At 60.1% G+C, this 20,942-nt stretch carries 16 protein-coding genes and 1 pseudogene; 8 read left to right on the forward strand and 9 right to left on the reverse strand.

Features of this window, described 5'->3' with window-relative positions; all coding sequences use genetic code 11:
* Positions 1-72: 72 nt before the first annotated feature.
* The 3 genes from OIT41_RS08615 to OIT41_RS08625 all read right to left on the reverse strand — a co-directional run bounded on the left by OIT41_RS08615 (position 73) and on the right by OIT41_RS08625 (position 2,111).
* The gene (locus OIT41_RS08615; protein WP_264637792.1) at positions 73-345 is read right to left on the reverse strand and encodes a hypothetical protein; all 273 of its coding nucleotides are present in this window, start codon (positions 343-345) and stop codon (positions 73-75) included.
* Between the two features lie 514 nt (positions 346-859).
* Positions 860-1,585 (reverse strand): hypothetical protein, encoded by a 726-nt coding sequence (locus tag OIT41_RS08620; protein WP_264637793.1) that lies wholly within the window; start codon positions 1,583-1,585, stop codon positions 860-862.
* Positions 1,586-1,952: 367 nt separating this feature from the next.
* Positions 1,953-2,111 carry a hypothetical protein gene (locus OIT41_RS08625; RefSeq protein WP_264637794.1) on the reverse strand — a complete coding sequence of 53 codons (159 nt, stop codon included), beginning with the start codon at positions 2,109-2,111 and terminating at the stop codon, positions 1,953-1,955.
* A 205-nt stretch (positions 2,112-2,316) separates the two neighbouring features.
* Between OIT41_RS08625 and OIT41_RS08630 the strand changes: the two genes are divergently transcribed.
* The 5 genes and pseudogenes from OIT41_RS08630 to OIT41_RS08650 all read left to right on the forward strand — a co-directional run bounded on the left by OIT41_RS08630 (position 2,317) and on the right by OIT41_RS08650 (position 8,082).
* Complete coding sequence (locus tag OIT41_RS08630; protein WP_264637795.1) at positions 2,317-3,528, forward strand: ABC-three component system protein; 1,212 nt, start codon at positions 2,317-2,319, stop codon at positions 3,526-3,528.
* Positions 3,525-4,025, forward strand: a complete 501-nt coding sequence (locus OIT41_RS08635) for a three component ABC system middle component (RefSeq protein WP_264637796.1) — start codon at positions 3,525-3,527, stop codon at positions 4,023-4,025. The genes OIT41_RS08630 and OIT41_RS08635 overlap by 4 nt, the downstream gene beginning before the upstream one ends.
* Positions 4,025-6,024: pseudogene (locus tag OIT41_RS20960) on the forward strand (DUF3732 domain-containing protein). The gene OIT41_RS08635 and the pseudogene OIT41_RS20960 overlap by 1 nt, the downstream one beginning before the upstream one ends.
* Positions 6,025-6,026: 2 nt before the next feature.
* Positions 6,027-7,025 (forward strand): hypothetical protein, encoded by a 999-nt coding sequence (locus OIT41_RS08645; protein ID WP_264637797.1) that lies wholly within the window; start codon positions 6,027-6,029, stop codon positions 7,023-7,025.
* A 103-nt stretch (positions 7,026-7,128) separates the two neighbouring features.
* A complete protein-coding gene (locus OIT41_RS08650) occupies positions 7,129-8,082 on the forward strand; it encodes an SIR2 family protein (RefSeq protein WP_264637798.1) in 954 nt (317 codons plus the stop codon).
* Here the strand turns inward: OIT41_RS08650 and OIT41_RS08655 are convergent, their stop codons facing one another.
* On the reverse strand, positions 8,083-9,330 hold the full coding sequence (locus OIT41_RS08655; RefSeq protein ID WP_241711089.1) for an IS256 family transposase: 1,248 nt from the start codon (positions 9,328-9,330) through the stop codon (positions 8,083-8,085).
* 108 nt (positions 9,331-9,438) lie between these two features.
* Positions 9,439-10,583 (reverse strand): IS3 family transposase gene (locus tag OIT41_RS08660; RefSeq protein WP_264636635.1). Its coding sequence is split into 2 segments (ribosomal slippage): positions 9,439-10,310 and positions 10,310-10,583, totalling 1,146 coding nucleotides; the frame shifts between segments, so codons are not numbered across the junction.
* Between the two features lie 150 nt (positions 10,584-10,733).
* Between OIT41_RS08660 and OIT41_RS08665 the strand changes: the two genes are divergently transcribed.
* Positions 10,734-13,346 carry a hypothetical protein gene (locus tag OIT41_RS08665; protein ID WP_264637799.1) on the forward strand — a complete coding sequence of 871 codons (2,613 nt, stop codon included), beginning with the start codon at positions 10,734-10,736 and terminating at the stop codon, positions 13,344-13,346.
* Positions 13,347-13,415: 69 nt separating this feature from the next.
* Here OIT41_RS08665 and OIT41_RS08670 read toward each other — a convergent pair whose 3' ends face one another.
* The 4 genes from OIT41_RS08670 to OIT41_RS08685 form a co-directional block, all read right to left on the reverse strand.
* Positions 13,416-16,943, reverse strand: a complete 3,528-nt coding sequence (locus OIT41_RS08670; protein WP_264637800.1) for an ATP-binding protein — start codon at positions 16,941-16,943, stop codon at positions 13,416-13,418.
* A 583-nt stretch (positions 16,944-17,526) separates the two neighbouring features.
* Positions 17,527-17,796, reverse strand: coding sequence for a hypothetical protein (locus OIT41_RS08675; protein ID WP_264637801.1), 270 nt, complete (start codon positions 17,794-17,796; stop codon positions 17,527-17,529).
* 4 nt (positions 17,797-17,800) lie between these two features.
* Positions 17,801-18,271: a hypothetical protein gene (locus OIT41_RS08680; RefSeq protein WP_264637802.1), complete on the reverse strand. Its 471-nt coding sequence runs from the start codon at positions 18,269-18,271 to the stop codon at positions 17,801-17,803.
* Positions 18,272-18,918: 647 nt separating this feature from the next.
* On the reverse strand, positions 18,919-19,212 hold the full coding sequence (locus OIT41_RS08685; RefSeq protein ID WP_264637803.1) for a hypothetical protein: 294 nt from the start codon (positions 19,210-19,212) through the stop codon (positions 18,919-18,921).
* A gap of 104 nt (positions 19,213-19,316) precedes the next feature.
* Between OIT41_RS08685 and OIT41_RS08690 the strand changes: the two genes are divergently transcribed.
* Positions 19,317-19,565, forward strand: coding sequence for a hypothetical protein (locus OIT41_RS08690; protein WP_264637804.1), 249 nt, complete (start codon positions 19,317-19,319; stop codon positions 19,563-19,565).
* Positions 19,566-19,997: 432 nt separating this feature from the next.
* A complete protein-coding gene (locus tag OIT41_RS08695) occupies positions 19,998-20,858 on the forward strand; it encodes a hypothetical protein (RefSeq protein ID WP_264637805.1) in 861 nt (286 codons plus the stop codon).
* The last annotated feature ends 84 nt before the right edge of the window (positions 20,859-20,942 follow it).

Raw genomic sequence — 20,942 nt, forward strand, 5'->3', positions numbered from 1 at the left:
GTCTCGCTAGGACGGGTCTCAGGAAGTGACTTCTTGGGGCACCGCTTCCCGTGCGGGTTTCGTTCCGTGCGCTCAACTACCGCTGAAGAAGACTGCTTTGAACAGGTCAGCAGCATCGACGCCGTCTGCAGCAGGGGCCTCGAACTCGCCTCTGGTGACCTCATCGCTCATCCACGGGACGTTCGACATCTTTTTAACCACGTGCCACCGGAAGGGGCCGGCCTCCTGCTGGTCAGCCTGCACAAGGCGATCCACACTCTCAAGAACGGTACCGAGCGTCCATTTGTCGAAGTCCGGCTCGACGGCGAACGCGTCGGTGAGCTCAGCAACGTCACCTCCGCACATCTGTTGCCGCTTCTAGAGCACACCGAGACTATCGGCGAAACCGCCCTCGCTTACGCAAAAATCACCGGCTCGGCCCGCGCTACCCTGCTCGTTCTCCATGCCGCCAAAGCCACCGAGATCAGCAACGACTGGCTATCCGACTGCCCGCACCCGGTACCAAAGCTCCTGCCTTACGCCACGTATGAGAGCGTGCCCTCGCCCGTCCCTAGATGCAAGAATCGGGCGTTGACCTTCTTCCCGCCGAGTAGTGTGAACAGGCCAAAGACGCTGTTGAAGCAATTGGTCCAGCCGTCAGCGTTGGGTGATGAAGGTGTCCCGGTTCGATGCACGCGACGGTGTCGGTGTCGACGACGGCAAGTAAAAGCACGATGGCAAGTAATAGATTGGGTCCCGGTACCCTGCGATGTCGCGGGAGCGACGCACCGCGCCGGGTCGGTCTACTTTGAGTCTCTAGCGGGAGAATTGACCCCCGCTTGAATGCGACAGTTCCACGGTTTGAAGCGGACAGTGTATCTCAGGAGTCCAATTGTATGAAATCGAGGAATTCGCGGCCCAGAGCCTTTATACGCGGTGAGAATGTTCCGTTGGACGTCATGGCCGTGGTCAAGCTTGGGATGTCGGTCAGGTCATCTCGGTTAAGCTCGGCAATCACTCGGAGGACTTCTCCCGGATAGACCGGATCCCCATTTATGACGTGGTCCCTGATGACGTGACCGAGATTGTCCGTCATCCCAATTGCATCTTCTGCACTGTTTTTCTGCAGCCAAGCCGACGGATTGGCGAAAAAGTTGAGCAAGGTGATGTGCAGCATCGAATAGCGGGAAATGAGCGAGGTAAATCTATCTCTCTGAGACGTGGCTAGATCAGACCACGAGCCTGATTTCGCTAAAGCTTTGGCAAGAAGTTCTCTTTTCACAGGATCGGCCGTTTCCTGGGACGCGCGCAGGAGTCGGTGCGCGTACGCAACAAAGTCCTCGTCCTCAGTCACGTTCTCGTTCAGGAGGCTTTCGACTTTTTGGCCAAGCTGAACAAGGCACCCTACTACGAGTCTCCAAAACGCCTCATCGCGTTCGCGTGCCTTCGCAGCAACAGCAGCTCCGACGGTTTCAGCTAACAGGCCACCCCCGGGGATCAGCGATAAGACCCCTTTGCCTGCGGCTAAGGCCGTATCTCCGACCACGTTGCTTTCAGGAAACTCGCTCCATAGATCTTCCGGGTCCAATTCACGATCGTTGGTCACACCTATTAATCTAGCGATGAAACAGGCTCGACAGGTGCATTCCGTGACTGTGTTGAATGGTCATAACGGTCAATCGATGCAACCGACGGCACAGAGGCGGCGGCCTTCAGGCCCGCGCGGCCGCTGCCGACCAGCTACTCGAGTTCCGCGCCTTGGTACTCAGCGTCTGCATCGCATCGGATGAAGCAGAGACGGAAGTAATCTACACGAATTGCCGGGTCGCTGAAGCAGTCGCAGGCCTTGGCATGACGTGCGCTGATCGTCTAATAGCATCCACTTGAGACAAGCGGCCTCAATTGCACTCAACTCTCGGAATTCGCTCGCTAGTAGTCGGGGATTGCCGATGCGTCACCCCGGAATTGCACGATCACGCGAGGCACACAGCCTGTAAATCATGCGATATCCGCCGGGTGTAGAGCCTCACGGTGTTCTTCGGCGTGGAGGCGGAATGAGACGGCTCCCAGTCGTCGATGCAGCGGTCCGCGATGCCGGCCGTGACTTCGCAGACCGTGATATGCCCGAGCACAGAAAGACGCGAAATCGTAGACCAGTATGACAGCCGCCCCATCGTAGAAGGTGTATCGACACCGCGAAGGAAGCGATCTCCGATCAGATGTGCACAGTCTCCGTGATCCCCACGGCCTTGGCGCCGAAAGTGGAGAATTCCGGATTAAACGCCTTCGACCGGGAAGGCACCGATGACCTAGCAGAACAGTCGCTAAAGTAAAGTCATGAGCATCGCCGAGAGCAACCGATTCAGCGCCGCAGGCGCGGCGCTCGGGTATCTCGCCCAGGTCGAATACGCCCTGCTTATCGCGTTGCAACGATTGGATACCGAGGATAGCCTTCGGCTGTCTCTCGAAACCGTGGACGATATCGCCTTCGAGGTGGAGGGACAGCCACAGGAATTGTGGCAAACCAAGCATCATGTTGAGCGGCAGGGCTCTCTCGGCGATGCATGTCCGGACCTCTGGAAAACGCTGCACAACTGGACCGAGACATCTGACGACCGCTCCGCATGTTTCCTTTACTCGACGGCGACCCCAAAACCTGGCACAGCCGCAAGCCTGCTCGGTCCAGGCCGTAGCAGCGAGCATGTGCTCGCTGCCCGAGAGAAACTCGACGTCGTCGCTCGTGCCGCTGGCAACGCGGCATCCGCCGATTACTACACGAGGTACCTCGCCCTGAACGACCTGCAAAGGACAGAGCTGCTGAACAGGGTCGTCGTGCTCGGTGCAGCGGCTACTGGTGAACGGATCACCGAGCAACTCGTCGCTACCGTCCGCAAGACCACGGTGCAGCAACGTCGCCAACCTCTTGTCGATCGTTTGCGGGGATGGTGGCACGGGCGCACGATGGTGCACCTCACCAAGGTCACCCGAGGTGAAGCCGACTGGATAGATATCCGAGAGATCGAAGATCAGCTGCACCTGATCGCTCAGTCGCTCCGAGACGAAAATCTACCGCTGGACTATGACAACGAACGCGAACCGACCCCAGACGAGGTCGCGGGAGACGACCGGGTCTTCGTCGAGCAGCTGCAGGTCATCCTCCTGCACCATGAACGCATTCGGCAGGCTGTATACGACCACAATCGAGCCTTCCTGCAGCGGTCCCGGTGGCAACGCGAGCAGCTGCTCGCGATCGGCGAACTCGACTCCTACGACCGGCGCCTGATTGAGGAATGGAAACGTGCGTTCCTCCCCTTGGAGGAGCCGGACGGGGACGACGTGGTCAGCGATGACGAGAAGCGAAAGTTCGCGCGAACCACGTACGCGCGACTCCAGGAACGCACCCTGCCGGAGATCCGCGCCGAGGTCCGATCCGGCTACATTCCGCTCGGCTCGTTGCACATCCTCGCCGATCGTTTGCAAATCGGCTGGCATCCGGATTGGCTCAACCTCCTGAGGCACCGCATTGCCGAAGTGCAGGATGTCGCATGAGTATCACCACGCCCATCACTGCTCCGGACTCAGAGACCAGCACACTCTTCAACCCTGCGTTCTGCGCCCTCCTGCTCAATAGGGCATGCGCCGCGTATGAAGCGAAAGCGGGCGCCGCGATGCCGATCACATTTGCGTTCCTCATCCTGCCCAGCGCTCTGCACAAACCCACGCGAGAAGCGTTACCCGGCACGACCGCCTCATCGATGTGGGCGTGGCTCCGAAGCAACCCGGTCATTCTCATGGACTTCGCCAACCGAGCCCGCACATTCCGCACCTTCACCGGGGCCGCGATCAGGTATGGGCTGCAGCGCACCGTCCTCACTGGCTCGCTCGGATCTATAGCTGCAGGGAAGCTCGCCCGCCGCCCGCGCACACTCTTCCCAACCGATGATTGGACGGACTGTGTGAAAGCCGCCGAGTTCCTCGGACGCTGGTTCGGAGGATCCGAGGCTGACGAAGCCACCACCCTCGCTCACTGGGGAGTCAAACCTTGATGCAACTCGATGCGCTCATCCTATACAACGCTGATGGTGACATCCGTCAGATCCGCTTCCGACCGGGACGGCTCAACCTCATCTCGGGTGAGTCCGGCACTGGGAAGAGCAGCATAATTGGCATCCTCCGGTTCCTCCTCGGCGGCGACAGCCCGCACGTCCCACTCGGCCCGATCCAGGACACCGTCACCTGGTACGGGCTCCTCGCGCATGTTGGCAAAACACAGTTCTTCATCGGACGTCCGGCACCCCCTCACGGGGTGACAACATCTCACGTGATGCTCTCGATTGGCGAAAGCGCGATCCCAGAGCTCACGGCCCTCGAACCCAATGCCAACACCACCGACCTCGTCGACTACCTTGGCGGACTGATCGGGATCGAAGAGAACCTGCACGTGCCTGCCGAAGGGCGGACCCGCCGAGCTCTTGCCGCGAATTTCCGGCACTCGCTCTACTACAGCTTCCAAGGGCAGGGGGAAGTTGCAAACCCCGACCTCCCTTTCCACCACCAGAACCGCGACTTCCAGAAGCAAACGATCCGGGATACCTTTCCCTACTTCCTCGGCGCTCAGGGCCCGGATGCGCTCCGCAAACGTGAGCAGCTCTCCGAGCTCCGCCGTGACATCCGGCGCCAGGAATCGCGTCTTGCCGAGGCCCACTCCGCCCGGGAATTGGGAGTGGGACGTGCGGCAGGACTCATCGCTGACGCTCGGGCCAATGGATTGCTGCCTGTCGACACTATGCCTGGCGACGCCGGCGAGGCGATCGCGCTCCTCTCGGCGGTTCATGGCGCAGAGCAACCGCCGACGCATGCTGACGAGGTTGATAGTGACGCAGAGACAGAGAGCCTCATCGCCCGTCGCGCAGAGCTACGCAGTGCGCTGCGGGATATCCACGACAAGCTCCGTGGTCTCGACGAGTTTGCGCGGGTCGGTACTGAGTACAGTGCAGAACTCAATGAGCACCGTGTCAGGCTCGCATCCATCGGCCTCATCCCGGACTCGACGGATGTGGAGGCCAGCTGTCCGGTCTGCCAGACCGCCCTGACGGATACCGGCGCCCACGACGCAATCGGGCACAGTTTGGGCCGTGTCGCGCGCCGCATCGAACTTGCCCAGCGTGACCAGCCGCGCATCACCGCAGCGCGCACCGAGCTCATCCAGGCACGCGACCGGGTGCGAGGAGACCTGACGGACATCAACACGGCGCTCGATGAGCTCGCGAATACCGATGACATCCGGGCGGGTGCGCAGCGCACGTGGGATCAGCAGAGTTTCGTTCGCGGCCGCATCGCTCAATATCTTGACACGACCACGGTGGAGAGTGACGGCACCATCGGGAACCTGGAACGTGCGATTAAAGCCCTCGAAGACAATGCCGCGCAACTCACCGAAGAGCTGGATCCTGACGCACTTCGCTCAGCGATGGATTCTCTCCTCAACATCGTGGGTCGACGCATGACCGCACTGGCACAGGCTCTGCCGCTCGAACACTCCGACCACGGTGTACGGATCGATCCCTACCGCCTCACGGTCGTGGCCGACACTCTCCAGGGCCCGGCCTACATGGATGCCGGAGCCATCGGCAGCGGCATGAGCTGGGTCGGCTACCACCTCACCGCCTACCTGGCCCTGCAGGACTACTTCATTGACGCGAACCGACCAGTTCCCCGCTTCATCGTCCTCGATCAGCCCAGCCAAGCTTCCCCCGAGACCGAGAGAGCGGGGGGGACCTTGCCGAACTGTCCGACACCGATCGTGACAACACTCGGAAGCTGTATCGGATGATGTTTGACGCCGTCACCCAACTCAACGGTCAACTTCAGATCATCGCGTTCGACCACGCGGACTTCGCCGACGAATGGTTCCACGAGTCGATCATCGAGACATGGCGTGACGGTGTCGCTCTTATCCCGCGCGAGTGGTACATGACCGAGCAGGTGACGCAGCCGGTGCTCCCTGCTTCCACCGAGGCGCCGCCGTCGGAGGAGGAAGCTTAACTGTGCTTCGTGTGTATCTAGACCAGAACAAGTGGATCGATCTAGCAAGGGCGGCGACGGGCCATCGCGATGGAGCACGGTTCGTTGACGCGCTGGGATCGGCCCGCGCCGCCGCCGCTTCCGGCACTGCATCGTTTCCGCTCGACATCTATCGGTATCTTGAGACCGGGAAGCGTCGCGATGACCGCTCTAGGATCGAGGTTGCCGACCTCATGCTTGAGCTCTCGAAGCAACACACCATGGCCCGTCCGCACGCGCTGCTTCCGGCAGAAGTCGATCAGGCTCTCAACCGCCGGTTCGGACGCACGGAGCAGCCGCGGCAAGTGCACGTGTTCGGTGCAGGACTGCGACACATTACCGCGGACGTAGTGACGTGGCCGTCTTTCGATCCCAACAGGTTGCCCGACAGCATCACAGAGATAACGCCCGGCGCAATTGTGCAGATTAAGCAGATCTACAACGGGCTTGGTGAACGAGAACTGCTCCGCACGGGTCCCGAAACTGTGCGCAAAGCAGGATTCGACCCATCCGACGTCTTACTTGCGCAGCAATTCGTCGACTACGAAAACTCAATCGCGGCCGCGATCCGGGGCCAAAGGTTATCCGGCGGCCTTCTCGAACTGGCCGTTCGCGCATCTGACCTCGGTGGCATCCGAACAGCAGTCACCGAAGGCCTTGAGCGCATCGGGATGACCTGGGAGGATTTCATCGACCGGATGCCCCCCTCTGAACTGGTGAGGTTCATCGATGATCTTCCCACTCGATATGTGACAAACGTGATGCGTTCATCCAAACTTCGGCAGACCCAACAGAAGTGGGAGCCAAACGACTTCAACGACATCGCTGCTCTGCCAGTCGCGGCCGTGTACTGCGACGTCGTAGTTACGGAGAGGCAGTGGGTCCACCGGCTGCGTCAAGGCAGAGTCGAGCAGCGCTACAACACAACACTGCTCAGCGACACGGCCGCACTCGTCGACCTCCTCGTCGCTTCTACTGCCTAGCATCGACCTCTCTGAGGTTGAGTTGCAGTCATGACTGAATCCACGTCCGCTGACAACACGACGGGCACAATCTGCTTAGTAGGGGAGCGGTGAAGGGTAAGAAATGGAGTCACTGACTGATCAGGTCGCCGTTCCACGCGATCTTTTGGATGCGCTTCAGAACGACCGACTTGTGGTGTTCGCTGGCGCCGGGGCGTCCATGGGCGCGCCCACCAATCTGCCCAATTTCAAGGAACTCGCTCGCCAGCTCGCTATTGGGGTGGGTTACCCGCACGTCCTTAAGAACGGCGAGCCGATTGACGCCTATTTGGGTCAGATAGAGGGATATTGCGGCACTGACCTCGACAGACTTACCGAAGACCTGCTTAGCGTCAGACGCCGATCGCCGAACTCATTGCATATGGCAATCGCGAGCCTAGCGTCGGTCTCCACCCTTCGACTGGTGACGACCAACTATGATCAGTGTTTTCAGAGCGCTCTTAAGTCCCTGGACCTAAAATTCACCGAGTACGTCGCCCCCGTTCTTCCTTTGGGCGACGCCTTCACTGGGATCGTTCACCTTCATGGACAAGCGCCGCTGGGGCCAGGGCAGGAACTGGTACTTACCGATAGTGATTTTGGTCGCGCGTACGTGAACCGGGGCTGGGCGACTCGGTTCCTTACGGAGATGTTTGAGAACTTCACGGTCCTCTTCGTGGGATACAGCGGCGATGACACGATAATGCGATATCTGACGCGAGGACTGCCTCCTGCGTCCAAGCACTACGCGTTCACGGCACCCGAAGGAGAGGCATCATGGCGTGCTCTCGGCATCGTCCCGCTCGTGTATCCGCCCGGGGTTGACCACGGGGCCCTTCCAGAAGCAATTGTCGCGATGGTCGATCAAGCATCAGATGACCCAATAGAACATTTCCGTAGGGTCATCCAAATTGTTGACTCAGGCTTCCCGCTCAATGCGGTCGATGAGACCTATATTCGTCGCATTTGCGCAAAGGCAGAGGGTTACGTCCCGCTGAGTGGTGGAGTTTTCTCGACACCGTGCAGGTCAGTTATTTGATTATGCTGCCGTGAGTTCGGGAAGCAAAATCGCCTCCGCGATCGGCGTGGCGGGGGTCGTGTTCATGGCCTTGAGTTCGGTCATGGAGGCCTCGGAGAGGTAGCGGCGGTCGCCTGCTTCCCATTCGTCGTGTTGCTCGACGAGGACCGCACCGGCGAGCCGGAGAAGGGCAGCCGGGTTGGGGAAGACGCCGACGACGTCGGTGCGTCTCTTGATCTCTTTGTTGACGCGTTCCATGGGATTCGTGGACCAGATCTGGCGCCAGTGCCTGGCCGGGAATCCAGTGAACGCGAGCACGTCGTCCCGTGCGTCGCCGAGCATCGCGGCGACCTTCGGGTGGGATTTGAGAAGCATCCGGGTGACCTCGTCGAACTGGGTGTTCACGTGCCCGGCGTCGGGCTGGGCGAAGGCGGTGCGGATGATCGAGGCGACCATGTCTTGGGATCCCTTCGGCACGGTCGAGAGCACATTGCGCATGAAATGCACTCGGCAGCGCTGCCACGTCGCGCCCTGGAACACCGTGCCGATGGCTTTCTTCAGGCCGGTGTGGGCGTCGGAGATCACCAGTTTCACTCCGTCCAGTCCGCGGGCCTTCAAGGACCGCAGGAACGCGGTCCAGAATCCCTCGTTCTCGCTGTCGCCGACGTCGAAGCCCAGGACTTCCCGGCGCCCGTCCGCGGCCACGCCGAAGGCGACCACGACGGCCTGGGACACGACGCGGTGCCCGACGCGGGCCTTGCAGTAGGTGGCGTCGAGGAACACGTACGGGTAGTCCATGGCCGAGAGGTCGCGGTCCCGGAACGCGCCGACTTCGTGGTCCAGGTCCTCGCAAATCCGGGAAACTTCGGACTTGGAGATCCCGGTGTCGGCCCCGAGCGCTTTGACCAGGTCATCGACCTTCCGGGTGGAGACCCCGTGCAGGTAGGCCTCCATCACGACAGCGTAGAGGGCCTGGTCGACGCGGCGGCGGCGTTCCAGCAGAGCCGGGAAAAACGACCCGTTCCGCAGCTTGGGGATCTTCAGGTTCAGGTCCCCGGCGGTGGTCGTCAGGGTCCTGGGCCGGGACCCGTTGCGCTGTGTGGTCCGTGCCTCGGAGCGTTCGAACGGGGCGGCGCCGATGAACGCGGTCGCCTCGGCCTCGATGAGCTGCTGGTACAGGGTTTCGGTCGCGGCACGGATCCGATCGGAGACATCGGTGAGTTTCAGTTGGCCAAGGAGGTCAAGCAGGGCAGACTGGTCTAGAGCCATCGTGTGTTTGTGTCCTTTGTGAGTTCTTTGATCGGTACTCACTGACCATCGCACGATGGCTCACTAGGGACTGCCCCGGATTTCGTTGACTCTCGGGGTTTAGTGTTGTTAGGCGGCTTTGAGGCCGCTATGCATTGTCTCAAACTCGACCGGCGTTAGCCGTCCGAGGCGCCGCTGACGGCGTTTCCGGTGGTACGTCTTCTCGATCCAGGTCACGATGGCCAGGCGCAGATCCACCCTCGTGGACCATCGCTGGCGGTCCAGAACGTTCTTCTGCAGGAGCGAGAAAAACGATTCCATCGCGGCGTTGTCGGCACACGCGCCGACCCGTCCCATCGATCCTTTCAGCCCGTTGCCCTTCAGCGTCCCCACGAACGCGTTGGAGCGGAATTGGGATCCGCGGTCACTGTGGACCACGGTTCCTACCGGCTCCCTGAGTGCTATCGCGTTGTGGAGGGCCGAGACGGCCAGAGACGCTTTCATCCGGGAATCGATGGAGTAGCCCACGATCCGGTTGGAGTAGACGTCCTTGATGGCGCACAGGTAGAGCTTGCCCTCATCGGTCCGATGCTCGGTGATGTCCGTGAGCCAAAGCTCATCAGGCGCCGTCGCGGTGAAGTCCCGCCTGACGTGGTCGTCATGCACCGGCGGGCCGGCTTTGCGGGTCAGACCGCGCTTCTTGGCGAACACGGACCAGATCTGCTGGCTGCTGCACAGCCGCGCCACCCGGTTCTCCCCGGCGCTGAAACCCTGGTCTTCGAGCTCGTCGGCGATAAACCGGTACCCAAATGCAGGGTCGTCCCGATGGACGTCCACCGCTGCGTTGATCAGGTGCGCATCGGACCAGTCACGCTCCGTGACCGGCGCGGCCTTCCACGCGTAGAACGCCTGTTTAGAGAACCCCAGCACCCGGCAGGCCACCGCGACGGGAATCCCATCCGCGGCAAGGTCAAGGACCAGCGGAAACTTCATTTTGGGGGCAGCTCCCGGGCGAAGAACGCCGCTGCCCGGCGGAGGATCTCGTTCTCCTGCTCAAGCAGCCGGATACGCTTCCTGGCATCCCTGAGCTCCGCGGCTTCCTTCTCCGTCACACCGGGACGGGCGCCCTCCTGGATGTCGGCCTTCTTCAGCCAGTTGTGCAGGGTTGCTTCGGAAATCCCGAAGTCTTTAGCGATCTGGGAGATCGGGGCTTCGTGCTTCCGCGCCACGGCGACCACGTCGCGGCGGAACTCAACGGGGAAAGGCTTGGGCATGTGAACATCCTTGCTGCAAGGAGTAAATCCTCACAAGTCAGGAGTCAATCAAACCCGGGGCAGTCCCCTACGTTGCCGGAGCAACGCGCAACCGCTGAGATCTACACCACTCGGCGGGACATAACCAAGGCAGAGACACTTCGGTTGTTCGTGGAAGCCGCACAGCCTGACAAATGGATAGATTGGCTAACCGATCGATCAATGATCGACGGTGTCTGGGAGCAGTCAATGCGACCCGACTCGGAAGAATCTGAGGTCTGGGCACGCTGGATCTGCGAACTGCTGACTTCGGACCCCTCAGGGCTGCTTCGTCTTATACACAAGCACGGCGGGACTTTGTCAAATGCACTCTGGCAAGCCGTATGGCTTGCCTTTTGGAACAATTACCCGGAGCCTGTCGTGGCTTCCCACTACTTGACATTGCTAATGGATCATCCGGCGAGCGGCCGGTACCTGGGACATATGTCGAAGTTGTTCTCCAAGGTTTCAACAAAGGATCGCGCCGGTGCCCTCCGATTGCTTAGCTGGCTTCTCAGACCCAATCCTAAGTTTGTCCCGGATCTGGTGGCGTTGTTGTCCGAGGGAGACGGCGAACTAGTGCTCGATTTCGAGGTCTCTGCCGACACCTATGACCTTCGGTCTGGCTGGAGCGAACTTCAACCGTTGTCGCGCGCAGAACGTTCCAGTTTGTTGGTCCAATGCATTGCGTATGTTGAACAGGTTTCGTTTGCGCTTCGAAACAGCCAACCCCGTAATCGACGCGACGACCGGGCGAGTTTGTCGCGCACGAAGATCAACTATGACGAGGTCGATAGCCACAAGATCGGCATCGGCATTCTCGTCGACATATGTAGAGATGTACTGAGGGCAAGCTGTGCTGAAGGGTCGCGCTCGGCGCATTCGGTTCTGGAAATCTTGCTGGACAGCGAGTCCACCCTGTGCAGACGCCTTGCCTTGGATGCAATCTCAGAAACGGAAATCCTCAGCTCGGATAGTGCATTAGAGATCCTGGTCCTGAAGGGCTGGCTTTACGATAATCGACTGAAACCGGAGATGGTTCGCGTTCTGGCGGCTAAGTATCCCCACGCATCGCCGTCCTCTAAGTCAGAAATCGTTAACGCGGTGATGGGCAGCGGGGCAAGCGGAAGGAAACAGCACCTAGAGGACTACACGCGCCACAGTTTGTTGCTTCAGCTCACCGGCAGCGATCCATCTGACGACTTTGCGGCTGCCGGACTCACAAAGATTCGCCTTCGGAATCCGGGGTTCCCTGCTGAGAAACCGAAAAGCCCCGCTTGGAACCCATTTACGGGTCTCCAAGTGTACGGTTACGAGCCTTCAGGGCTACTTAAGGGCGCATCAACGGACACGATCGTGAATGAAGCCTCAAATCTAGACGAAAATGAACCCAATGAGGAATGGCTTAGCGAGCTTCGGCTAGTGGTAGGTGAAAGCCAATCTTTGGCGTATAGCCTCATATCCGCCTTTGTAAGGCGGAAGGTATGGAATCTTCGCCTTTGGGAAGAACTGCTAGACGGACTCGCTGACCACGGCGTTTCTGATGCCTCACCCGTCCTCCAAAGCCTTCGATCGCATCCGCACAAGGAATTGTTGGTCCCGACCCTCGTATCTTTTCTCCAAAGCTCCTGGCAAAGGTCCAGTGCAAAAGTGATCCCGGCTTCGGTCATTGAGTACGAATTACGCAGCGTCTTTGCGCTGTGGCGCGACGTCACAGGGCAGTCACCGTGGATTCCAGAACTTGAGACCGAAGACAGCACGTTTCGAAGCATGCAAGACCCGCGTGGAGGGCTTGTATTCTTATACCTTTTCCGCCTGCGAAGTCTTGTTAGTCACGGATATCGGCAACTCGACGAAGTTGTGACCTCGGAGCTGCGAGCGTTTCTTGACGACGGGGCGCAAAGTTTGGACGCTACCCTAGTGCAGGTCGGCGCCTTCGCGGCGTTCCTTTCTCATGTTGAACACGGGTGGACACGCGCAAACGTACTTCCTTTTCTGGACTGGAATCGCTACCCAAACCAAGCAGTTCTTATGTGGAGCGGTTTCTTGAGCCAGGACAGTTGGACCAAAGAGATGGAACCGTACCTATCTCGGGTGGTTCGCGTCGCTGCTCCTTGGGTACGGAAACACCTCGCTAGTTACTTTGACTTGTTTTTGCGTCACCACGCCCGGCTCTTCTCGTTTGGTTCGTCACGCCTTATACCGGTCAAATGGGCTGACCCGTTGATCGTTAACCTGTCACCCCTAGAAAGAGCCAAGTGGATTGACTTAATTTCTGCCTGCGGGCGATCTGAACCTGGCCTCGATGCTCCGACTCGGCGGCGGATGGCGGGGTTCTGGAGAAGACGTGCCAAGGGGCTGCCAGTTCCCATGTCGGGCGTGGAATCGGCAGCCATGTCCGCTTGGCTCCTAATATCGAGAGATTCGTTTGCTGAGTTTTGTCCGCTCTTTCTCCTAAGCCCGGTCCCCGATGGCAGCCAAGCGACCCCTCGTGCCCTCATAGAAATGCAATCGCTTCCGTTCGAACACGAACCTTCTAAGTCTGCTCGGGTGCTGATCCATTTGTTAAAGGGCGAGCGACTATTCAAAAGCGAGCGCCACACAAATTGGCTGATGGAGCCAGCGAGGAAGCTAGCGAAACCCTTGCTCAGCAGCCCCCACGAACAGGAAGCGAGAGGAATCTTAAGGGAGCTCATAAGACTTGGCGACAGGGAATCGCTGCAGTTGGTTATCGGCACGGTTTAGGATTAAGCCTTGGATGGATCGGCGCTGAAGATTGGGTATTTTAGTCGAAAGCAGCTATCTGCAGGATCTCTACCAGCCATGGCGTCGGTCCTGCTTCTCCTTGGCCTGTGCGGCCTCGAGTTGTCTGCCTAATTCTTCGGCTGCGAGGGCACAGACTTCGTCAAGCTCGGGCTGCCGCTTGCGCAGGTTTGCGAAGAACTCGAGATCACTGAGGATCGCATCCGACTCGTCCCCGGTCCAGTTGCCCCCTCGAAGGGCATTAGCAACGATGCGTCGTGGAGGAACCTGTGCAGCCACGAGAGCTGGTGCGAGAGCCGCGACGGTGTGATCGCGATAGCCTGACATCGATCCGAGAAGAACCTCTCCATCTACAACGCCCTCAAAGAGCAAATCGCTGGCAAGCTCCCCGTCGGAACCAAGCACATCTCCTGCGTAACCACTGTGGATCAGTGTCTCGGCATCGAGGGTCGTAACGATCCGCCGCTTTTGATCCTGCGGGAGGTTCCTCAACACATCAGGGAATGACTTCACCAGTCGGTGCGCACGCGTGGAGAACCCAGACGTTCCCGCGTTTGCGATGAACCAGTCGGCGCAGAGCTCGGGATCCGTGGTGACGGCGTCCTTGAGTATCTCGCCGAGGCGCCATCTTGAGTGCTGCGGCAGCTGGTCCGGTGCGGCCTCGACCAGTGCTGTCCGCCAGGCGGACCTGAGTTCCTCGGGCAACTCCGGTCCATGACCTTGTGCTCCCTTTCCGAAGGTGACGGCAGCGAGGGCTCGTACTGACGTGCGCGGGTGTAGGAGTAACTCACGCAGGATGGGGGTCACCGACTCATGGATCCACAGGTCGCCGATGAGTGGCACGTCATCGTCGGTTAGACCGTCGATGACAGTGTGGGCCAGATCATCCAGTTCGCCGTCTTCGTGCGTGATTGCGCGCAGAACCTCGGGTCGCAGCTCAGGGACCGCGATTGCCGACATAACCAAATCATCGACATCAGCACCATCTGCGCGAGCCTTGGTCATCAACGGCGCAACGAGGGGGCTGGCGATTGCCCTAATGGCGGCTTCCAGCCATGCGCCAGAGTTGGTCACATGCTCGGCGAGCGTGCCCGCGAATGAAGCGGCCTCATGATTGGCACCGAGAACCGATGCTTCGGCCACAAGCCTTCTGTACTCAGTGACGCCTTCCGCAGCAGTTAGCTTGTCCAGGTCACGGGCCAGGGACGTCCACTGCTCCCGACGGTCGGCCATCCAAACGTCGATGTCGTCATCGGGTTCTCGCACTCCCACGAAACGTGCCAGGCAATCGTCATCGACCGGGAGCTCCGCCAGCGTTGTAGGGCCGCCATTCCACATCGATACGAGGGCGAGCCGTTTGTTGACCCGAATCGGCACCCCCGTGAAGCGTGCTGCCAGCACCGTCAGGGTGCTGAGCACCAGCTCGGCTCCCTTCGCGCCGACAACACGGTGCGCCGTCGATGCCTCGCCCCCATGGTTGGTGATGCCTACGGCAATTGCAGACCACGAATCAAAGATTTCGCAGAGTTGTGCCACTGCCCGATGGGTGATGCTCGAAGCTACTTCCCCCCGGACTCTGGAATCGATCATGTTCCAGAGTGCGAGCAGTGATCTCATTGCCTCCGCCGTCATCACGCCCTGCGACATGGTGAGGCTGAGGTGGCTGCTTGGATCACTCCAGTGGCCCTCAATCCGGGGGTCGAAGACGTAATGCGTGACCTCTGCGAGCACCTTCCACCGTGCCGCGTTGGGATCTTCATCGAACCACTCCAACGTGTATTTCAAGATGAGGTCGCGCAAGGTATCAACGGGCCCTAGATCAGGGTCGAGGTAGTGCGCCATGTCCTGGATAACCCGCATTGGGTGGTCGGGGTGCTGGTGTCGCGGCCGCTCGTCGCTGATTGCGAGGTGGAGCAGTCCGCGAGTGGCCTCGCGAGAGCATGACCGGCGGAAAGCGGTGCGGAGTATTTTCTCAGCTGCAGGGCCATAGGGGTCGTAGGTGAGACCGCCGTAGAGGGTCAGAGGCTCACGAGGCGAATCAAGGACAGCGCGGGCGACGATGGCGGCGCGGTCAGCCGAAGTCTCATCGATGCCACTGTAGACCTCGACCAAGGCAAGCGTGTTCTCGTGGATCTCCTTTGTCGATATGTCATCGAACCACGAATCCGCCAGCGCCCGGACGCCTGCATCTGGAACATCGTTAGCAAGATTGAGGACTGTGCGGTCCAGCCGTTCGTCGTGGGGGAACTTCGCGGTGAACGAGGCCCAACTCCTTTGCCTTCTTGCCCCGAAGAAGGTCGACGCGACGATCAGTGAGCGGAGCGGTGCGAGCACAGACCACCTGTCGTTTGTCCGCTCCACGAGACCTCCCTGAGCGGTGACGTTGAGCCAGGCGATCAAGTCGGCGTAAGGGACACCAGCATGGCTTGCGATAATCTCAATGTCCTCGAGGGAGGCTGCGCCGAGTGCGGCGATGCAGGCCAGCGCGTCATTGAGTACGGCGTTGCCTGCAATAGCGGCAGCGAGGCCGGCGACTTGGTCAAGAAGCGATTGACCGGTTGCGAGGTCGTCGCCTGCACCGTTGACGACCAAACGAGAAAGAATGGCCGCCCAGCCCGGTCGGCCGTCGGACTGCTCGAGCACCAGGGAACGCGCACGGACGCCGTGGACTCCGAGCGCTTGGATCATTTGATCGAGTGCCGCTCGGGCTAAGCGGTCCACCTCGACCCGGGTCGGCTTGTTGAGCAGAGCCTCTACCGGAGCCTCCGTTCCGGGCCATGTCGCGGCGACTATCGTGAAGCTGAACCGTTCCTTGCTACGAATGCTGACCAGCTGCTCAAGGAGCTCCCGATTAAGGTGGGCATCGTCTAGCACGACTGTCGTTGGTTCTATGGCGAACAGGTCGTCGGCAAGGTGGTTTCGGGCAAGGCGGTCGATGAAGTGCACGCCACCTTCGAGCTCAGCGAGTAGGCGGCTCTTACCAACTCCTGGAACGCCCACTAATGAGACATCGGTCGTCTGCATCACCGCGGAGCGCAGGTGCTCGAGCTCCTCGTCCCGTCCGAACAGGTCGGTGAACGATGACGAAGGCTCGGGTGCCTTCGTTGTCAGCGCTTCAAGGCGCCCGTGGACTCCGATCAGCTCAACGCGAAGATCCGGGTCGCGGCGCAGGGAATCAACTAGCCACTGTCTTGCATATATGCGCGGCACCGGGAGGTCATTGGTTTTGCAGTAGGTCTCGATGTTGCGGCGCTTGGTGTCCGAAAGGGTCCTAGACGTAATCATCACAAGCTGGTCTACCCGGAACGTCTCGCCCGCATCCCAGAACTTTTTCCAGGTTCTATGGCTGCTCTTGAGATTACTAAGGGACTCGCCCGTCGTCACCAAAATCCTTCCGCGAGAGTCGGGATCGTCAGCGATGGGGGCGATGATGTCGCCGTCGCGACCTCCATCGCTGCCGCCTTCAATACCCACCACGTTCTCGTAGTGGTTCGCAATTAGGGCCACAGCACACCGCTCAAACACGTCAGCATCAATACCTGCGTCGAGCTTCCCCGTGATGCGTTCGTTCAGATTCATAGACTAAGACTGCCAGTAACGTCGGACCATGAAGACCTAATCGACGTGATTGAACAGATGAAGGCCGTCCCCTTGTTGCTCGCAATGCGCTGTCCAGCACACCACTCGGGATACGACCTTCGCCATAACCCTATGAGCTTCCCCTGGCCGGCGGCCAAACCGCGCGAAAGCCGCTCTTCCGCTTCCCGCCTATACGGTACGGATCGCGATCGCTATGGATCCTTCCGGGATTTGGGCCTCGGCTTGTTGTTTTGCTACCTCGTACGTCGCGCTTTCGGCTTCGACGTAGCTGAGCTGGCCGTCGCCGAAGTCGGAAGGCCGGGGAGAGCGGAGGATCTAGCGTTTGCTGCGCATGATGCGTTCGACGGCCTCCGCCTCACGTTCCGGGTCGAAATACGGCGCACTTCCGCTGGGTCCCATTACCCGGCCCGGATTGCTGCCTCTCCGGTACTCACTAAATGCGTTAGCCCGCCGCTCCACCGGCGCCACCGGCGGTCTGGGTGGCTCTGTCCGCCGGGCGAGCGCTTCCTGATGAGCCTTGAGCTGTACCAGCCGGGACGACTCCGGCTTGTGCCCAATGAATTCAGACATCCCGGGCGGAGGCACCAGGGATCCTTCGTCCGACAGGCTCCACTCGGACAGCGGGGCGGAGGCAGAAGTATCTCTCAGCCGAGGGGCGGCGGTAGCTGCCGGAGTATGTGGTCACGATGACACCGAGGGACTCATATGCCATGTCCAGGACGACACCGGTCAGCGGCAGATCGAGGACCAGGCCAGGAAGGTTCGGAGACCACAGCCACATGTCATGGATGCCCGGCGTCTGATAGCCGCCATGGCGGCGGTCCCACTCCAAGCGGTCAAGCGCCTTGCGCTGGACCTCGAAGGCCAGCCAGATGCCGGCTGGAGGTTGCCGTCGCTCCCACGTCGCTGCGCAGCCGGGCACCGGCGATCCATGCCTCATCTTCGACAGACCAAGGAAGGATGTGCTGCTGGTCTCTGGCCCAGTCAATGATGAAGCGCTTCCCGCGCAGGTGCTCAGCAGTTTCACCGTGGCGGCGCAGACCGTCGGGGACCTCGCCGGCCTGATGGCGGAAGTGGTTGCATCGCGTTCTGGCATCGACGAGCTGGACCGGGACTTCACGGCCCGCTTCCTTGCAGTCGATGCGGACGATCTCCTTGGACACCTGGTAACCGTAGCGGTCGTAATAGGAGTTGCTTCCCCGGTCCATGGCCGCTGCTATGACAACCTGCCCGTCCGCGTTGTTGAAGGCGACGAGGGGATCTGACGGTTCCCACTTGCGGGGAAAGAGCCGACGTATCTCGATCATGCGCAGAGTATGAGCCATAGGCCTGACATTTCGTCGTAGGGTCAGAAATGAGACTGAAGCCGATTGGGGAGCACACGAGAAGAACGGCAATTCCTATTGCGTCTAATGTGAGGGCTGAGCCGTTTTGGACGGCTGTCCCGGAGCGCACCTGGGACAGCTTCCGGAAGGAATCTATCCTGCCCACCGTCGCGGATCTGCAGAGCCACTTCGAGGCGCTCAAAGATCCCCAAGCCATGCGGCGGGCAGTGTGGGTGTTCATGGGTGAGGGGACCTTATGTCCGGGATTCCAGCTCAAGGACAGGGTTTTTACGAACCGCTACTGACCCTCGTCGTGCACGCCCTGGAGTTGACAACTCGTCACAATGTGTTCGCCGCCTGGATACCGCGATAAGCCACATTCCCGGCTTCGCGTTGGTTGCTGGGCGGTCCCGCCGGCGAGCCGCCGCTTTGACCGGCCGCCTGGACCGCTTTGCGCTTGGGGTTGTCGTTATCGCATCCTCGAAGGCCATTTCGACGGCCTTCGAGTCGAATGGGTCGATATCTTTGAGCTTCGCCCGGTAGCCCTCGGGAGACTAGGAGGGCGTCAACGTCGGCGCCGTGCCTGCTGGATGCGTTGTCGACGACCAGTTCGGTCTCGGCCTCGAGGGCTACGGTTTCCCGGTCCTTGAGTGCCTTGGTGAGTGGGTAAGCGGCGGGGGGGGCTTCTCGTCGCCCTTCGCATCCGGGTTTACGGCTTTCTGGGCGGCGCGGAGGTTCTTGGCGGCCACGCGTTCGTCGCAGTCAGCCGTGCGGAGGTCCCGGATGAGTCTCTGGGCACCTTCCGGGAGGGATTGGACCTTGCCATCCCATGCGGCTCGCTGCTGCTCCTGCTGCTGGCCCTCATGCTTCCGCGGGTCCTGCTGTTCCGTGATCGTCTGTTCCGTCGCGGTCGATTTGGACATGTTCCTCCAAAGGTGAAATGGGCGTAGCTGATTGCCTGTGTTTGATTACGGTTGGATCGGACCGCATGCAAACGGCAAACGGCCATGAATGAAAGGGGGACTTCATGTCCTACTTGGTGCGATTGAAGGACGCAGATCCTCGACAAGACAGAAGCGGGGCAAGCGCGTACAAGATCCTGGACAGCGGGGTTCTACAGATCATCATCCAGTCGGACGATGAGAACGGGAGTTGGGAAATCGATACGGAGTACTCGCCCAGCGCGTGGTCTTCCGTGGCGGGGACGCCGTTCGACGGTCCGACGCGCCAAATGAAGGGCGACGGAAAAGTCGTGAACGGCGAGTACATCAGCTAACGGACGGTCGGCGACCTCAGGTAGCTAGAGTTCTTCCGGTCGTTCTCTTCGCGCCAGGCGGCGAGTTCCTCCTGCCTGGCGCGAAGCTTTGCCCGGATGGCTGGCTTGCCCATGGCGGTGGCTCAAGCCAGCGCCTTCGACAACCTCGGCCAGGTACTGCTTCCACCGGGCTGCATCCGCATCACGCTTCATCGGGTATTCCCGCCAGCTCAGGATGGTGTCCACAGCGAGGGCGTTGATGCGGGAGAGGTGCCAGCCGCTGCCTGCTCGCGTCGCCGGGTTGACTTACGATGCCTAAGTGTTGGCCCCGCCACCTAGCCGCAGCCGGGCAGCTCCATCACACGCTAAGCGCCAACATCCTTGAGACGATTCCCAGAAATGACATCAGGAAATCCATCTGATCCGTCGGTCCTAACCCTTATAGTCCTGACCATGACGTCGTTCACTTCTGATGAGTTGGCGGCACTCGCCGCAGAGATCCCCACGAGGGCGATGGATCGCGGGCTTCTCTACGTTGAGGATGCGGAATTCGTCAACAAGGCTGACGTGCAGCTCAGCTCCGCCGCAGTTGCGCTCGACTCAGCACTCGCAATCGCTTTGGGTTCCCGTGCTCCTTTTGTTTCTCTCGACGTGAATAGGTTCGATGGCGAGCTGTTGCGTCTCTTTGTGGCAAATGAGGATGGACTCGTTGAATTGCCGGCTGTGGTCGAGGGGGTCATCGATGAGGCCAGCTCCCACGAGGATGAGGTCGAAACGTTGACGCTACGATGGCCGGCACAGGGCCTCGTCATTGAATGGACCGCGGCCACCGACTGGCACGAAGCGTTCTGGGAGAAGCTGGCGGCGGCAAGGGCAGCTGCCTCGCGGGAAGTCGAAGAAGAATCGGCAACCGAGCAGGCTCTTTACCAGGCTCAACTCGCCGAGCTTGAGGCTGCGTTGGCAGCTTCCCAGGATTTCAGGGCGGCTTCCGTGATGAAACGGCGAGCGGTCGCTGAGGCAATTGCTTCGGCCATCGATGAAGACCTTGTTGGCACCTGGGGCTTTCGGCATACCTTGACTGAAGCTAATGCACTCGCGAAGAGGAGGATATTCGAGTATGAGCATGAACTCTCTGAACGGATTCCTGAATTGGTTGAAGAGCTGATCCGACAGCCCCAGTGGCGGATCGCCGGTTCCATGAATCTCATGCGCGAGGTCGCCTTAAAGTTTCTTGCCAAAAAGGCCGACGGGTACAGGCTTAGTGCAGCATTCGCTGATCAGCTGGTGCATGCCGCGCTCACGCCGGAAATGTGATTTCGCCGATTATCGGTCTGGGTAGTGTCCGGCCATCGGGGACCGTAATGGCGGGCAGATTGACTTCCGCCGACGTCATGATGG

The sequence above is a fragment of the Arthrobacter sp. YA7-1 genome, assembly GCF_025960325.1.
In the GTDB taxonomy this organism is placed as follows: Bacteria; Actinomycetota; Actinomycetes; order Actinomycetales; family Micrococcaceae; genus Arthrobacter; species Arthrobacter bambusae_A.

What these genes read in the sequence shown, in the direction of transcription:
- OIT41_RS08615 (WP_264637792.1), bottom strand. Translation starts at nt 345, where the DNA reads ATGTGCGGAGGTGACGTTGCTGAGCTCACCGACGCGTTCGCCGTCGAG.
- OIT41_RS08630 (WP_264637795.1), top strand. Translation starts at nt 2,317, where the DNA reads ATGAGCATCGCCGAGAGCAACCGATTCAGCGCCGCAGGCGCGGCGCTC.
- OIT41_RS08635 (WP_264637796.1), top strand. Translation starts at nt 3,525, where the DNA reads ATGAGTATCACCACGCCCATCACTGCTCCGGACTCAGAGACCAGCACA.
- OIT41_RS08650 (WP_264637798.1), top strand. Translation starts at nt 7,129, where the DNA reads ATGGAGTCACTGACTGATCAGGTCGCCGTTCCACGCGATCTTTTGGAT.
- OIT41_RS08655 (WP_241711089.1), bottom strand. Translation starts at nt 9,330, where the DNA reads ATGGCTCTAGACCAGTCTGCCCTGCTTGACCTCCTTGGCCAACTGAAA.
- OIT41_RS08670 (WP_264637800.1), bottom strand. Translation starts at nt 16,943, where the DNA reads ATGAATCTGAACGAACGCATCACGGGGAAGCTCGACGCAGGTATTGAT.
- OIT41_RS08680 (WP_264637802.1), bottom strand. Translation starts at nt 18,271, where the DNA reads ATGATCGAGATACGTCGGCTCTTTCCCCGCAAGTGGGAACCGTCAGAT.
- OIT41_RS08685 (WP_264637803.1), bottom strand. Translation starts at nt 19,212, where the DNA reads ATGTCCAAATCGACCGCGACGGAACAGACGATCACGGAACAGCAGGAC.
- OIT41_RS08690 (WP_264637804.1), top strand. Translation starts at nt 19,317, where the DNA reads ATGTCCTACTTGGTGCGATTGAAGGACGCAGATCCTCGACAAGACAGA.
- OIT41_RS08695 (WP_264637805.1), top strand. Translation starts at nt 19,998, where the DNA reads ATGACGTCGTTCACTTCTGATGAGTTGGCGGCACTCGCCGCAGAGATC.